Below are 13648 nucleotides of genomic sequence, written 5' to 3'. Positions count from 1 at the left end.
GCCTATTTTTGGCATGTGGGTTTTTTTTGTAGGATTTGCGAATCATATTGAAAGATGATGTCTTTTTATGTAGAATTGTAGGAAGTGTGCAAAGTTCACCGGAAGATGACAGAAAAGGAGTTGTAGCAAGCAATGGCAAAGGTTTATGTATTTGATCACCCGCTTATTCAGCACAAACTTACATATATTCGTGACGTTCATACAGGAACTAAAGAATTTAGAGAGCTAGTGGATGAAGTCGCAACATTAATGGCATTTGAAATCACAAGAGACTTACCGCTTGAAGAGGTAGATGTAGAAACACCTGTACAAGTAGCGAAATCAAACGTGATCTCAGGGAAGAAACTCGGGGTTGTGCCAATTTTAAGAGCAGGTCTTGGAATGGTAGACGGGATTTTGAAACTCATTCCAGCTGCTAAAGTGGGACATGTCGGTTTATACCGCGATCCGAAAACATTAAAGCCTGTTGAATATTATGTGAAGCTTCCATCAGATGTGGAAGAACGTGAATTTATCGTAGTAGACCCAATGCTTGCAACTGGCGGTTCAGCAGTCGAAGCGTTAAACAGCTTGAAAAAACGCGGTGCGAAAAACATTCGCTTTATGTGTCTGATTGCTGCCCCTGAAGGTGTAGAAGAAATGCAAAAGCATCATCCAGATGTTGATATCTACATTGCAGCATTAGATGAGAAACTAAACGAAAAAGGTTACATCATCCCAGGTCTTGGTGATGCTGGTGACCGTATGTACGGAACGAAATAAGAAATTCTTAATAAAAGCCCACATGCAAACGCGCATGTGGGCTTTTTGAAATATATGACAAACGGTTGATACCGTTCTTAGAAAAATCAATGTATACTGAACATTGACTGTTTTTTTCAATGATTGTCACATCTCTCCTAAAGTTTGATGAAATTGTGAACATTTTGTGTGCTCTATCACTATAGAAAAGTTTTTTAACTTTCAACCGATTGACACATCATAGACGCTATTGTATGCTAAACGAGGGTATTATGGTAAGGTTTTCATAGCCTATAGCACTCTACTAATCCTCATTGTGAACCCTTTAATAATCAGGGTTTGTATCAACGAATGAAGCAGCATCCCATAGATCTAAAGATTTCAAGTCTGATTGTGCAATTAGACCGATGGGTGATTGATTTTTTTCGAATAGGACGGCTTATCATCAGCGTCTTCTACGCAGTTTTCATCACCATTTATCACCTTTTTTACAATACTTTTCATCGGGAGTCAGATGAATGAACGATCCAAACGCGATTTTCCGCAGACAGAGTAAATACATGTTCTATCTATTGGCAATTTTTGTGTTTGGCTATGCCATGCCTGGTTTTAAACCACTGTTTCTTGGTTTCATTATCGGCACAATTTTTGCTTTCTTTAATTTATTCCTACTTATACGGAGAATGCACGCTTTTGATCGAGCGGTTAAAAAAGGAAAATCCATTCGTTCAATGGGAAGTACAGCCAGGTGGGCCAACGCGATTCTCGCAGTAGCGATTGCTTGGCGTTACCCTAATGAAGTTCATCTGGCAGGTGTTGTTATAGGATTAATGACAATATATCCTGTCATTATGATAGATTCCTTCATTCAACTTAAACGTTCTACTATGGAAGAGAGGTGAATACTCTTTGGGTCACAGTTCAAAAACTACAGAATTTTTAGGGTTAACGTTCAACTTATCCAATGTTCTCATGATTACGATTGCTAGTATCATCGTTCTTCTCATAGCGGTGCTGACTACTCGTGTTCTGTCTATTCGTCCGACTAAGGCGCAGAACTTCATGGAATGGATCGTTGATTTTGTTCGAAATATCATAGGTAGTTCGATGGACATGAAAACAGGAGCCCCATTTCTAGCGCTTGGCGTTACATTACTCATGTACATATTTGTTTCAAACATGCTTGGACTGCCATTCTCGATTACGGTCGATCACAACTTGTGGTGGAAATCACCAACTGCTGATCCTGCAATCACAATGACACTAGCAATTATGGTCATGGGACTTACACACTTCTACGGTGTCAAGGCAAAAGGAGTCAAGGAATATACGAAAGACTACTTTAGACCAATTCCGCTTTTAGTACCATTGAAACTTATTGAAGAATTTGCAAACACGTTAACACTTGGTTTGCGTCTTTACGGAAATATTTTCGCTGGAGAGATTCTTCTTGGGTTACTTGCAGGACTTGCGACCAATTTCTACTCGCAAAACATTGCGCTTGGTATCGTTGGTACATTAGGTGCCATCGTGCCGATGATTGTATGGCAGGCATTCAGTTTGTTTGTCGGAACAATCCAGGCATTTATCTTCACCATGCTGACAATGGTGTACATTTCCCATAAAGTCAGCGACGAACACTAAAAAATTGAGAGTCCAAAAAGGACGTTATTTTAAAGGAGGAGCTTTTTAATGAATTTAATAGCAGCAGCAATTGCAATCGGTTTAGGAGCACTAGGAGCAGGTATTGGTAACGGTCTAATCGTATCTAAAACAGTTGAAGGAATCGCTCGTCAGCCAGAAGCTGGTAGAGAACTAAGAACACTTATGTTCATCGGGGTCGCTTTAGTTGAGGCACTTCCAATTATCGCTGTCGTTATCGCATTCTTGGCATTCTTTGGTTAATATGTGAGAAGCGTTCTAATATGAATTTTAATGGCGAAGATCAGATTAGTTCGAAACTTCGCCATTCCTTTATGTTTTGTTTCTTAACATATTATTTAAAGAAGGGAGTTGCCGTACTAAATGTCTCAGTTACCAGTGGTTTTAGGAGCAGGGGGCTTAAGCTTCAACGCCGGTGATATGTTATTCCAGCTTATCGCTATGCTCATCTTGCTTGCACTTTTAAAGAAGTTTGCGCTTAAACCTTTATTAGGTATTATGAAGCAGCGTGAAGATTATATAGGAAATGAAATCTCAAGTGCTGAACAAAAGCACGTTCAAGCTGAAAAGCTTCTTGAAGAACAACGTGTCTTATTGAAAGAAGCACGCGAAGAATCACATACACTCATCGAAAATGCGAAAAAGATTGGTGAGAAACAAAAAGAAGAGATCATTCAAGCAGCACGTCAAGAATCAGAGCGCTTGAAAGAGTCTGCTAGAACTGAAATCGTGAAAGAAAAAGAACAAGCTGTGGCTGCACTGCGTGAGCAGGTTGCATCACTATCTGTGCTGATTGCATCTAAAGTGATTGAAAAAGAACTTGATGAGCAGGCACAAGAGAAATTGATTCAAGAGTACCTTAAAGAGGCAGGCGAAAGCCGATGAGCGTAACTATTGTCTCTAAGCGTTACGCTTCTGCTCTTTTTGACATCGTTCTTGCTTCTTCGGCAGTAGACGAAACTGAAAAAGAGCTGAATGAGATCAAAAAAGTTCTAAAGGCTGATCAAGAACTCAATGACTTCCTTGTTCATCCAAAGATTACAGCAGACAAAAAGAAACAGTTGATTGCTGAAGCTTTCAAAGGTGTTTCTACTTATGTATTGCACACTATGTATTTACTGATTGACCGCGGACGCACGAATATTTTCTCTGAAATGACGTCTGAGTTTGTGAAACTTGCAAACCGCACGAAACAAATAGACGATGCGGTCGTGTATTCAGTGAAACCGCTGAGCGGTGCTGAAATTCAATCTTTATCTGAAGTATTTGCCAAAAAAGCCGGAGTCACATCACTGCGTGTTGAAAATGTGATTGACAAGGATCTAATAGGCGGAGTGAAAATCCGTATCGGAAACCGCATTTATGACGGCAGTGTCAGCGGAAAGCTTTCCCGCATTGAACGTCAGCTTGCAGGCGAAAATCGTTAGAAGGGGTGAAACCTTAGTGAGTATCAAAGCTGAAGAGATTAGCGCGCTGATAAAGCAGCAAATCCAAAACTATCAATCAGAAATTGAAGTAAAAGATGTCGGTACAGTCATTCAAGTAGGGGACGGTATCGCGCGTGTACATGGCCTTGACAACATTATGGCAGGAGAGCTGGTTGAGTTCTCTAACGGTGTAATGGGTATGGCTCAAAACCTTGAGGAGTCTAACGTAGGTATCGTTATTTTAGGACCTTACAAAGATATCCGCGAAGGTGACGACGTAAAACGTACAGGTCGTATCATGGAGGTTCCAGTAGGTGAAGAGTTAATCGGACGTATTGTGAACCCGCTTGGTCAGCCTGTTGATGGACTAGGTCCAATCTTAACAAGCAAAACACGTCCAATCGAAAGTGAAGCACCTGGCGTTATGGATCGTAAATCTGTACATGAGCCGCTTCAAACAGGAATTAAAGCAATTGATGCCTTGATTCCAATCGGCCGCGGACAGCGTGAATTGATCATTGGTGACCGTCAAACAGGTAAAACATCTGTTGCAATCGATACGATTCTAAACCAAAAAGATCAAGACATGATCTGTATTTATGTTGCCATCGGACAAAAAGAATCAACGGTTCGTGGTGTTGTTGAAACACTTCGTAAGCATGGTGCGCTTGACTACACAATCGTTGTCACAGCTTCTGCATCACAGCCAGCTCCACTTCTTTACCTTGCTCCTTATGCAGGTGTAACGATGGGTGAGGAATTCATGTATAACGGCAAGCACGTACTTGTTGTCTATGATGACCTTTCTAAACAAGCGGCAGCTTACCGTGAGCTTTCATTATTGCTTCGTCGTCCTCCAGGTCGTGAGGCATTCCCTGGTGATGTTTTCTATCTTCACTCTCGTTTATTAGAACGTGCAGCGAAGCTTAGTGACGAAAAGGGTGGCGGTTCTATCACAGCATTGCCTTTCGTAGAAACGCAGGCTGGCGATATCTCTGCATATATCCCAACAAACGTTATTTCCATCACAGATGGACAGATTTTCTTACAATCTGACCTCTTCTTCTCAGGCGTACGTCCAGCGGTAAACGCAGGATTGTCTGTATCCCGTGTAGGTGGTTCTGCACAAATCAAAGCGATGAAAAAGGTAGCAGGTACACTTCGTCTGGATCTTGCTTCTTATCGTGAGCTTGAAGCATTCGCTCAGTTTGGATCTGATCTAGACCAAGCCACTCAAGCGAAATTAAACCGTGGTGCAAGAACAGTTGAAGTCTTAAAACAAGACTTGAACAAACCGCTTAAAGTTGAAAAACAAGTAGCGATTCTTTACGCACTAACAAGAGGATACTTAGACGATGTAGCCATTGCTGATGTTAAACGTTTTGAAGCTGAGTTATTCTTGTACATTGAAGAAAACCATAAAGGCTTGTTTGACACAATCTCTCAAACAGGAAATATGCCTGCTGATGAAGAGTGGAAGACAGCAATCGAAGGCTTTAAACGTACGTTTGCACCAAGCAACTAATTAGTAATCTTTCCGAGAGAAAAAGATTCTCTTTTTCTCTCTTTTCACGTAAATGAACACGGATTCCTGAAAAAAGGTGGTGAAATCTTTGGCCTCATTACGCGATATAAAGTCAAGGATCACGTCAACGAAAAAATCGAGTCAGATCACAAAAGCGATGCAAATGGTATCAGCTGCGAAACTGAATCGTGCTGAAAACAATGCGAAGTCTTTTGTTCCTTACATGGAGAAAATCCAGGAAGTGGTTGCTGCAATCGCAACTGGAACAAGTGCTAAGCACCCAATGCTTCTTTCAAGACCTGTCAAGAAAACAGGGTATCTCGTCATTACATCTGATCGAGGGCTTGCAGGACCTTTTAACAGCTCGATTTTGCGTGCCGCTTACCAAACCATTCAATCTCGTCATCAATCCGCTGATGAATATGCGGTGATTGTCATTGGTAAAATCGGACGCGACTTCTTCAAAAAGCGTGGTATTCCAGTTATTTCTGAAGTAACAGGGCTTGGAGACGAAGTAGCGTTTGCTGATATTAAAGAATTAGCAAGCAGTACAGTTCAAATGTTCTCTGATGAAGCGTTTGACGAACTTTACATGTTCTACAACCACTTTGTCAGTGCGATTTCACAAGAAGTAACAGAGAAGAAATTATTGCCGCTAACGGACCTTTCGGCCGCAACGACACCAAATAAACGTTCCGCATCTTATGAGTTTGAGCCTTCTGAAGAAGAAATTCTTGAAGTTCTCCTTCCTCAATATGCAGAGAGTTTGATTTTCGGTGCGCTTCTTGACAGCAAAGCAAGTGAACATGCTGCAAGAATGACAGCAATGAAGAGTGCAACAGACAACGCAAAAGAATTGATCGACAGCCTGACACTCTCTTACAACCGTGCTCGTCAAGCAGCGATTACACAAGAGATTACAGAAATTGTCGGCGGAGCAGCTGCCTTAGAATAGAAATAATTGTCAGGAGGGAATGCAATGAAAACAGGACGCATCAGTCAGATCATGGGACCAGTCGTAGACGTTCGTTTTGAAGACGGTCACTTGCCTGAGATTTATAATGCGATCAAAGTTTCGCATAAAGCGGAAAGCGAAAGTGAAGTTGATATCGACTTAACTTTAGAAGTAGCACTACATTTAGGTGACGATACAGTGAGAACCATCGCAATGGCATCAACAGACGGTGTGAAGCGCGGTATGGAAGCTGTAGACCTTGGAAAACCAATTTCAGTACCAGTTGGTAACGTAACACTTGGACGTGTATTCAACGTACTGGGAGATAACATTGACTTAGATGAGCCCCTTGGTGTGGAAGCTCAAAGAGATCCAATCCACAGACAAGCGCCTTCTTTTGATCAACTTTCTACAGAAGTTGAAATTCTTGAAACAGGTATCAAAGTTGTTGACCTGCTTGCTCCTTACATCAAAGGTGGAAAGATCGGTCTATTCGGTGGAGCTGGTGTAGGTAAAACCGTTCTGATTCAAGAATTGATCAACAACATCGCACAAGAACACGGCGGTATTTCTGTATTCGCTGGTGTTGGAGAGCGTACACGTGAAGGAAACGACCTTTACTACGAAATGAAAGATTCTGGCGTTATCGAGAAAACAGCCATGGTCTTCGGTCAAATGAACGAGCCACCAGGTGCACGTATGCGTGTTGCCCTAACTGGTTTGACAATGGCAGAGCATTTCCGTGATGAACAAGGTCAAGACGTATTGTTCTTCATCGATAATATCTATCGCTTTACACAAGCAGGTTCTGAAGTATCAGCCCTTCTTGGACGTATGCCTTCAGCGGTAGGTTATCAGCCGACACTTGCAACAGAAATGGGTCAGCTGCAAGAGCGTATCACGTCTACAAACGTAGGATCGGTTACATCGATTCAAGCGATCTATGTACCTGCGGATGACTATACAGATCCAGCTCCAGCAACTACGTTCGCTCACCTTGATGCAACGACAAACCTTGAGCGTAAGCTGACTGAAATGGGTATTTACCCAGCGGTTGATCCTCTTGCTTCAACATCTCGTGCACTTGCACCTGAGATCGTTGGCGAAGAGCATTATGCGATTGCGCGTGAAGTGCAGCAAACATTGCAGCGTTATAAAGAGCTGCAAGATATTATTGCCATTTTAGGTATGGATGAATTATCTGAGGACGATAAGCTTGTGGTACACAGAGCGCGTCGTGTTCAATTCTTCCTATCTCAAAACTTCCACGTAGCAGAGCAGTTCACTGGCCAAAAGGGTTCTTATGTGCCATTGAAAGAAACTGTTAAAGGCTTCAAGGAAATCTTATCTGGTAAATACGATCACCTTCCAGAAGATGCATTCCGCTTAGTTGGACGCATTGAAGAAGTGGTTGAAAAAGCCAAAGAGATGGGTGTAGAGGCCTAATCTGGTCCTTAGGAGGGTAAAAGCATGAAGACCGTTCAAGTCAATATCGTTACTCCCGACGGCCCAGTGTATCAAGCGGATGTGGAAATGGTCAGTGTAAGAGCAGAAAGCGGTGAGCTTGGTATTTTAGCTGGCCACGTTCCAATGGTTGCTCCGCTAAAAATCGGTGCAGTTCGCTTAAAACATAGTGGATCAACTGAATTGGTTGCAGTAAGTGGCGGATTTGTTGAAGTCCGCCCTGAACAAGTAACCATTCTGGCTCAGGCCGCTGAAACATCAGATAAAGTTGATGTCGATCGTGCTAAATCAGCGAAGCAGCGTGCTGAAGAGCATTTGAACCACCCGAATGAAAGTGATGTACGCCGGGCGGAACTCGCATTAAAACGGGCGTTAAACCGTTTAAATGTAGCAGGGAAATAAAACAGAAAAACCTTCTTATCACAATGATAAGAAGGTTTTTTTTAGAATGACATGAGAGATTGATACATGGACACATAAGGGTGCGAATCCTGTTTTTCAAGATATAAGTGCTCGCAAAACTGCATACTATGCCACGTTTTATTGTGACGGCGCAAACCAAGCGTATATTGATGCGGAGAATCCATATAAGGCCGCACCACCCAGTCAGCATCTGAATGATGACGGATGACAACCTCTCCTAAATACACACTCATCATCGCTTCTAATGTATCTATTGGCATTTTCCACTCAGCGAACAGCTGCTTGGTTAATGCCTCAAAGTATAGTGATTCTAACTGATACAGGCTTTCCTCAGAGTAATCCAAAGAAATGTTATGAAAATGACACAATTGTGCTAATTCTTCTAGCTGTGTCTGTCTATAATCAAAGTAGAAAGCAATGGCCTCCCATTCATAATCAAATGAGGGAACCAATTCTCCGTACAAATCAACAAAGTCAGGAAAAGAATCTTTCAATGTGTTCAGCTCCTTCCACACGCAGTATATCATCTCCTTGGCATCAGGATAAGAGGGGATTCACACTAAATGTAGCTCTTTTTTCCAAATGATTCATCTTTCCGATTTTCGAGGATATAATGAAAGGGAGTTTTCCTTTACAGAAATAAATAAAAGGAGGATTCAATTGTATGGAAGACGTAGGACAACAAGCAATCGTGGGCATTGTGATCCACCTATTTTTTATCGCGGTTACATGGTGGGCACTGCTTGCTGTAAATATTGATCCACTCATTAAAAAAGGGAAAATCGTTCAAGCAAGGCTGCTGATGATGCTCATTACCATTGCTATCGCATCTGCGGTCAGCAATTTCTTCCTTGATTACTTAAATTTCTCCAGACAAATTCCTTATATGTTCTAACATAAAAGGTTTGGTCATGACCTTCTGCGGGAACGTAAAAGGAAGGGTCAAAAGGTTGGCCTTTTGTTGTCTTTTCCACGTATGCATTGACCTCCTTGCGGCAACACTTGTAGCAAGGGGGAATGACAAGTGAGAAAGTATTTGAAAGGTTGGCCATTATTTGCGTTTATTCTTTTTTTTGTTCTGATGATTCAAGGTGTTCGTGCGGAAGAATCTTCTCCGCTCGCTCAAATAGCAGAAGGTCTGAAAAACCAGCAAATTGAAGTCGATGGGTGGACCCTCCATGCCAAGACAAATGTAGTTATTTCATCCGAACAATTTTCAAAAAAAGTGAAACGTTTGAAAGACGAACTACGACAGTATGAGTGGACCGAAAAAAAAGAGCAACATGTCACCAAAGTCACAGGAATTTACAAAGATGAAAAAAATGATACAGAATCGAAAATTTTACTCGTGAAGACCGACACAAAATCCAATCAAAAGTCGTATTTATTATATGAGCAAAAAGGTGCTCGCCCACTGAATACCTGGGAGCATACATATGATCAGTTCGTACGTCATGCAAAAAGCATATTACAAGAGAAAATTGTAATTTTTACTTGTCTCGATGGTCATGTAAATGGTATGATGGATGTTGTTTTGCAAAAAAAAGCTGAAATGTTAGCAAATGAATTTCAAGCAAAACCAGTTGAGTATCTCGTTGAGTCTAATTTTGTGTCGCTTTCCGCTTACACAGATAAGTGGGAACAGTTCATTATGACTTCAAATGATAAAATGAATGTTCAAATTGCCATCAGAAGTTCGGAAATGAACGAAAATCATACGATTACGGTTGGCACACCAATCGTAACGACTGAATATTAATATAGAGAATTTGGGACGCGGAGGGGAAGACCTTGGAAAAAATCATCGTCCGCGGCGGTCAAAAGTTAAACGGCACAGTTAAAGTAGAAGGCGCAAAAAATGCCGTTTTACCAGTTATCGCTGCATCTTTGTTAGCAAGTACAGAAAAAAGCGTAATTTGTGATGTACCTACGCTCTCCGATGTATATACAATCAATGAAGTGTTACGTCATTTAGGAGCAGAAGTACATTTTGAAAATAACGAAGTATCAGTTGATGCATCACATGCACTAGAAACTGAGGCTCCGTTTGAGTATGTCCGTAAAATGCGAGCATCCGTGCTTGTCATGGGACCACTTTTAGCAAGAACAGGTCATGCAAGAGTTGCATTACCTGGAGGCTGTGCGATTGGTTCAAGACCAATTGATCAGCATTTAAAAGGCTTTGAGGCAATGGGTGCTAAAATTCAAGTAGGTAATGGTTTCATCGAGGCTGAAGTAAAAGGCCGTTTAAAAGGTGCAAAAATCTATTTGGATTTCCCAAGTGTAGGGGCAACTGAAAACATCATCATGGCAGCAGCATTAGCTGAAGGAACAACGATTTTAGAAAACGTAGCAAAAGAACCTGAAATTGTTGATTTAGCAAACTACATCAATGCCATGGGCGGTAAGGTTCGCGGTGCTGGTACTGGTACAATCAAAATCGAAGGTGTGGAAACACTTCACGGTGCAAAACACAACATCATCCCTGACAGAATTGAAGCAGGTACTTTCATGGTGGCAGCAGCCATTACAGAAGGAAATGTTCTTGTAAAAGGCGCAGTGCCAGAGCACATGACATCACTTGTGGCAAAAATGGAAGAAATGGGTATTCAGATCATTGAAGAAGAAGAAGGTTTAAGAGTCATTGGACCATCTGAGCTCAAGCCAATCGATCTAAAAACAATGCCGCATCCTGGGTTCCCAACGGATATGCAATCTCAGATGATGGCGCTATTGCTTCGTGCGAACGGAACAAGCATGATCACAGAAACGGTGTTTGAAAACCGCTTTATGCATGCTGAAGAATTCCGCCGCATGAATGGCGATATTAAAATTGAGGGTCGCTCTGTCATTATCAATGGGCCGGTTCAACTTCAAGGTGCTGAAGTGGCAGCGACTGATTTAAGAGCAGGAGCAGCACTTGTACTTGCTGGATTAGTGGCAGAAGGTCATACACGTGTCACTGAGTTGAAGCATATTGACCGTGGTTATGTGAACTTCCACCAAAAGCTTGCAGCAATCGGTGCAGATATTGAAAGAGTAAACGATGAATCAGCAGATGTGACACAAGAACAAGTTGTTTCAGATCTGAACGCTTAATCATGAAAGAAATCAGTGTGTCCTTTGGGCATGCTGATTTTTTTTAGAATCATAGAATGCTTCATTTCACGAAGCTTATCATTAGTGTATCCAGTCATCTTAAATTTTATTCATACAGACGAACAGTAAAATCCATTCGAAGAAGAGCCTCATACCTCCATAAAAGACTTGTCCACTAAATGAAAGAAGCTGTCATATTAGCTTGTCCCTGCCCATAGGATAAAAGAGATTCAATGACAAATGGGGGCAGCCAAATATGAAACCAATGATATGGACAATCGCAGGAATATGCATCATCATTTTAATGATTCCAACATTACTTGTGTTGCCGACGTTCCAAGGGAAACCGGCGGCCAGCCAGCACGTAGCAGCAGAACCATCAGTTAAAAAAGAAGTGAAGGGTTCAGTCAAATTGAAGCAATCACCCGTCGCTATCCCCGTCTATCGCTCAGCTCATCAGCAGGTAGAAAACATCCCCTTAGAAGAGTATGTGATCGGTGTCGTAGCATCTGAAATGCCAGCTGATTTTGAAATGGAAGCACTCAAGGCACAGGCGCTCGCAGCAAGAACGTATATCGTCAGGCAAATGATCAGTGATAAGACTGTCAAATCACCTAAGGGCTCTCTTGTAGATGATACCCAAATGTTCCAAGTTTACAAAAACAAACAGGAACTCAAGAAAATTTGGGGGAAAGCGTACAATTGGAAATTAAAAAAGGTCACGGAAGCTGTCGCCAGCACACAAGGAAAAGTGCTGACTTATGACGAGAAACCAATTGATGCTTCATTCTTTTCAACAAGTAACGGAAAAACGGAAAATGCCGAAGCCTATTGGAAAAACGAAATCCCTTATTTGAAAAGTGTCTCAAGTAAATGGGACGAAAAATCGCCAAAATTTCAAAATAAGAAAACCATCTCGGTCAGTGAATTTCAGCAAAAATTAGGTGTGACGCTCACCCAGCAGGCTCAGGTCGGACAGATTGTAGAACGGACACCAGGAAACCAGGTAGCGAAAGCCGTGATCAACGGTAAAACAATGTCAGGCCGAGACATTCGAGAATCACTAGGCCTTCATTCAGCGGACTTCACATGGGAACGCCAGGGTCAGCAGATTGTCATTACAACAAAAGGATATGGTCATGGTGTAGGCATGAGTCAATATGGTGCGCATTATATGGCGCAGGCAGGCAAAAAAGTAGATGCCATCGTGAAGCATTATTATAAAGGAATTCAAATCGAATCAGCCGATCGTTTTCTCAACACGTATATGGCTAAAAAATAAAGCAAAGGTGCCTCAGAAATGAGGCATTTTTTTGTGTGTTCAAAGAGATTTGAACAGAATGTGTCAAATCGCGACTTAAGACGCAGATCAGGAAATCTTAAACATTTATGTCCTGACAAGAACCGATGGCCGATACAAAGTCCCTCGAAAGACAGAGAAAACGAGAGAATAATGGGTGTGTTAGGTGAAAATATCTAGACATCTGACAGAATTTTAGTGATTTTGATGAAAAAGAAAAAGGGACCGAGTCCTATACCATTCCAAGACAGAATAATTTACGATTAAGATGTTTCAATCAAATACATAAGGAGGAAGGAAAAGTATGTTGAAAAAAGTAATCACACTCGTAACCTTAACTGTATTGACATTATCTATGTCAATCTCTTCACCAGTATTTGCAGAAGCATCTACAGTCAAAAAACATAACAAAGATGTAAGAGTGACAATCTTACTTGATGCAAGCGGAAGCATGGCAAGAAAAGTAGAGGGAGAGCGCAAATTTGATCTCGCTAAACAAGAGGTATTTAAATTTGCTCAGTCACTTCCAAAAGACGCTAAAATTCGTATGAGCTTGTTTGGTTCTGAAGGAAACAACAAAAATTCAGGTAAAGCTCAATCATGTGAAGTCATTAGAGGCGTTTACGGCGTACAGCCTTATGAAAAGGACAGCTTCGAAAACTCTTTAAACGGACTTGGGCCAACTGGCTGGACACCGATTGCACGTGCACTTGAAAATGCAAAGCAAGCGGATGAGCAGCTTACTGCAGGAACAAAGCATATTGTGTACTTAATCACTGATGGTGAGGAAACTTGTGGCGGAGATCCAGTAAAAGTAGCAAAAGAATTGCATAACTCAAAAGGATCAACTGTTGTAAATGTGATCGGATTAGACTTTAACGATGGCTATGAAGGTCAATTGAAGCAAGTAGCCAAAGCTGGTAAAGGCCATTACTACCAAGCAAGCACTGGTAAAGAAATGGGTTCTATCTTTTCAGCAGAATCATTAAAACTACACGAATAACTTGCTGAACAAAAGGGAAACGATTGATTCATGCTTTCGTTTCTCTTTT

At 41.5% G+C, this 13648-nt stretch carries 16 protein-coding genes; 15 read left to right on the top strand and 1 reads right to left on the bottom strand.

What is annotated here, in order from left to right; translation table 11 throughout:
• The first annotated feature begins 132 nt into the window (after positions 1 to 132).
• From upp to AWT60_RS00460, 10 genes are all read left to right on the top strand, one after another.
• Positions 133 to 762, top strand: a complete 630-nt coding sequence (gene upp / locus AWT60_RS00505) for a uracil phosphoribosyltransferase (protein WP_003214553.1) — start codon at positions 133 to 135, stop codon at positions 760 to 762.
• A gap of 497 nt (positions 763 to 1259) precedes the next feature.
• Positions 1260 to 1643 carry an ATP synthase subunit I gene (locus AWT60_RS00500; RefSeq protein WP_024423731.1) on the top strand — a complete coding sequence of 128 codons (384 nt, stop codon included), beginning with the start codon at positions 1260 to 1262 and terminating at the stop codon, positions 1641 to 1643.
• 7 nt (positions 1644 to 1650) lie between these two features.
• The gene (atpB, locus tag AWT60_RS00495) at positions 1651 to 2385 is read left to right on the top strand and encodes a F0F1 ATP synthase subunit A (RefSeq protein WP_039182108.1); all 735 of its coding nucleotides are present in this window, start codon (positions 1651 to 1653) and stop codon (positions 2383 to 2385) included.
• Between the two features lie 48 nt (positions 2386 to 2433).
• Complete coding sequence (gene atpE / locus AWT60_RS00490; protein WP_003214968.1) at positions 2434 to 2646, top strand: F0F1 ATP synthase subunit C; 213 nt, start codon at positions 2434 to 2436, stop codon at positions 2644 to 2646.
• 120 nt (positions 2647 to 2766) lie between these two features.
• Positions 2767 to 3288 (top strand): F0F1 ATP synthase subunit B, encoded by a 522-nt coding sequence (gene atpF / locus AWT60_RS00485; RefSeq protein WP_008354935.1) that lies wholly within the window; start codon positions 2767 to 2769, stop codon positions 3286 to 3288.
• Complete coding sequence (locus tag AWT60_RS00480; RefSeq protein WP_024426340.1) at positions 3285 to 3830, top strand: F0F1 ATP synthase subunit delta; 546 nt, start codon at positions 3285 to 3287, stop codon at positions 3828 to 3830. Before atpF ends, AWT60_RS00480 begins: the two co-directional genes overlap by 4 nt.
• Positions 3831 to 3846: 16 nt before the next feature.
• Positions 3847 to 5355 carry a F0F1 ATP synthase subunit alpha gene (gene atpA, locus AWT60_RS00475; protein ID WP_024423728.1) on the top strand — a complete coding sequence of 503 codons (1509 nt, stop codon included), beginning with the start codon at positions 3847 to 3849 and terminating at the stop codon, positions 5353 to 5355.
• Between the two features lie 88 nt (positions 5356 to 5443).
• Positions 5444 to 6310 carry a F0F1 ATP synthase subunit gamma gene (locus AWT60_RS00470; protein WP_218676726.1) on the top strand — a complete coding sequence of 289 codons (867 nt, stop codon included), beginning with the start codon at positions 5444 to 5446 and terminating at the stop codon, positions 6308 to 6310.
• A gap of 24 nt (positions 6311 to 6334) precedes the next feature.
• Positions 6335 to 7756 carry a F0F1 ATP synthase subunit beta gene (gene atpD, locus AWT60_RS00465; RefSeq protein WP_008354929.1) on the top strand — a complete coding sequence of 474 codons (1422 nt, stop codon included), beginning with the start codon at positions 6335 to 6337 and terminating at the stop codon, positions 7754 to 7756.
• A 24-nt stretch (positions 7757 to 7780) separates the two neighbouring features.
• Positions 7781 to 8176 (top strand): F0F1 ATP synthase subunit epsilon, encoded by a 396-nt coding sequence (locus AWT60_RS00460; protein WP_003214592.1) that lies wholly within the window; start codon positions 7781 to 7783, stop codon positions 8174 to 8176.
• Between the two features lie 41 nt (positions 8177 to 8217).
• Here the strand turns inward: AWT60_RS00460 and AWT60_RS00455 are convergent, their stop codons facing one another.
• On the bottom strand, positions 8218 to 8724 hold the full coding sequence (locus tag AWT60_RS00455) for a hypothetical protein (protein WP_256928143.1): 507 nt from the start codon (positions 8722 to 8724) through the stop codon (positions 8218 to 8220).
• 137 nt (positions 8725 to 8861) lie between these two features.
• Between AWT60_RS00455 and AWT60_RS00450 the strand changes: the two genes are divergently transcribed.
• From AWT60_RS00450 to AWT60_RS00430, 5 genes are all read left to right on the top strand, one after another.
• On the top strand, positions 8862 to 9092 hold the full coding sequence (locus AWT60_RS00450) for a DUF1146 family protein (RefSeq protein ID WP_024423724.1): 231 nt from the start codon (positions 8862 to 8864) through the stop codon (positions 9090 to 9092).
• Between the two features lie 129 nt (positions 9093 to 9221).
• Positions 9222 to 9956, top strand: a complete 735-nt coding sequence (locus tag AWT60_RS00445) for a YwmB family TATA-box binding protein (protein ID WP_218676724.1) — start codon at positions 9222 to 9224, stop codon at positions 9954 to 9956.
• A 32-nt stretch (positions 9957 to 9988) separates the two neighbouring features.
• A complete protein-coding gene (gene murA / locus AWT60_RS00440; RefSeq protein ID WP_024423722.1) occupies positions 9989 to 11296 on the top strand; it encodes a UDP-N-acetylglucosamine 1-carboxyvinyltransferase in 1308 nt (435 codons plus the stop codon).
• A gap of 256 nt (positions 11297 to 11552) precedes the next feature.
• Positions 11553 to 12578: a stage II sporulation protein D gene (gene spoIID, locus AWT60_RS00435; RefSeq protein WP_041115518.1), complete on the top strand. Its 1026-nt coding sequence runs from the start codon at positions 11553 to 11555 to the stop codon at positions 12576 to 12578.
• A gap of 322 nt (positions 12579 to 12900) precedes the next feature.
• A complete protein-coding gene (locus tag AWT60_RS00430) occupies positions 12901 to 13599 on the top strand; it encodes a VWA domain-containing protein (RefSeq protein WP_080769523.1) in 699 nt (232 codons plus the stop codon).
• Positions 13600 to 13648: the final 49 nt, after the last annotated feature.

The organism is Bacillus sp. F2HM, from assembly GCF_019266135.1.
GTDB classification, from domain to species: domain Bacteria; phylum Bacillota; class Bacilli; order Bacillales; family Bacillaceae; genus Bacillus; species Bacillus safensis.
The sequence above is the reverse complement of the archived record's forward strand: the minus strand, read 5'-3'. Positions and strand labels throughout refer to the sequence as shown.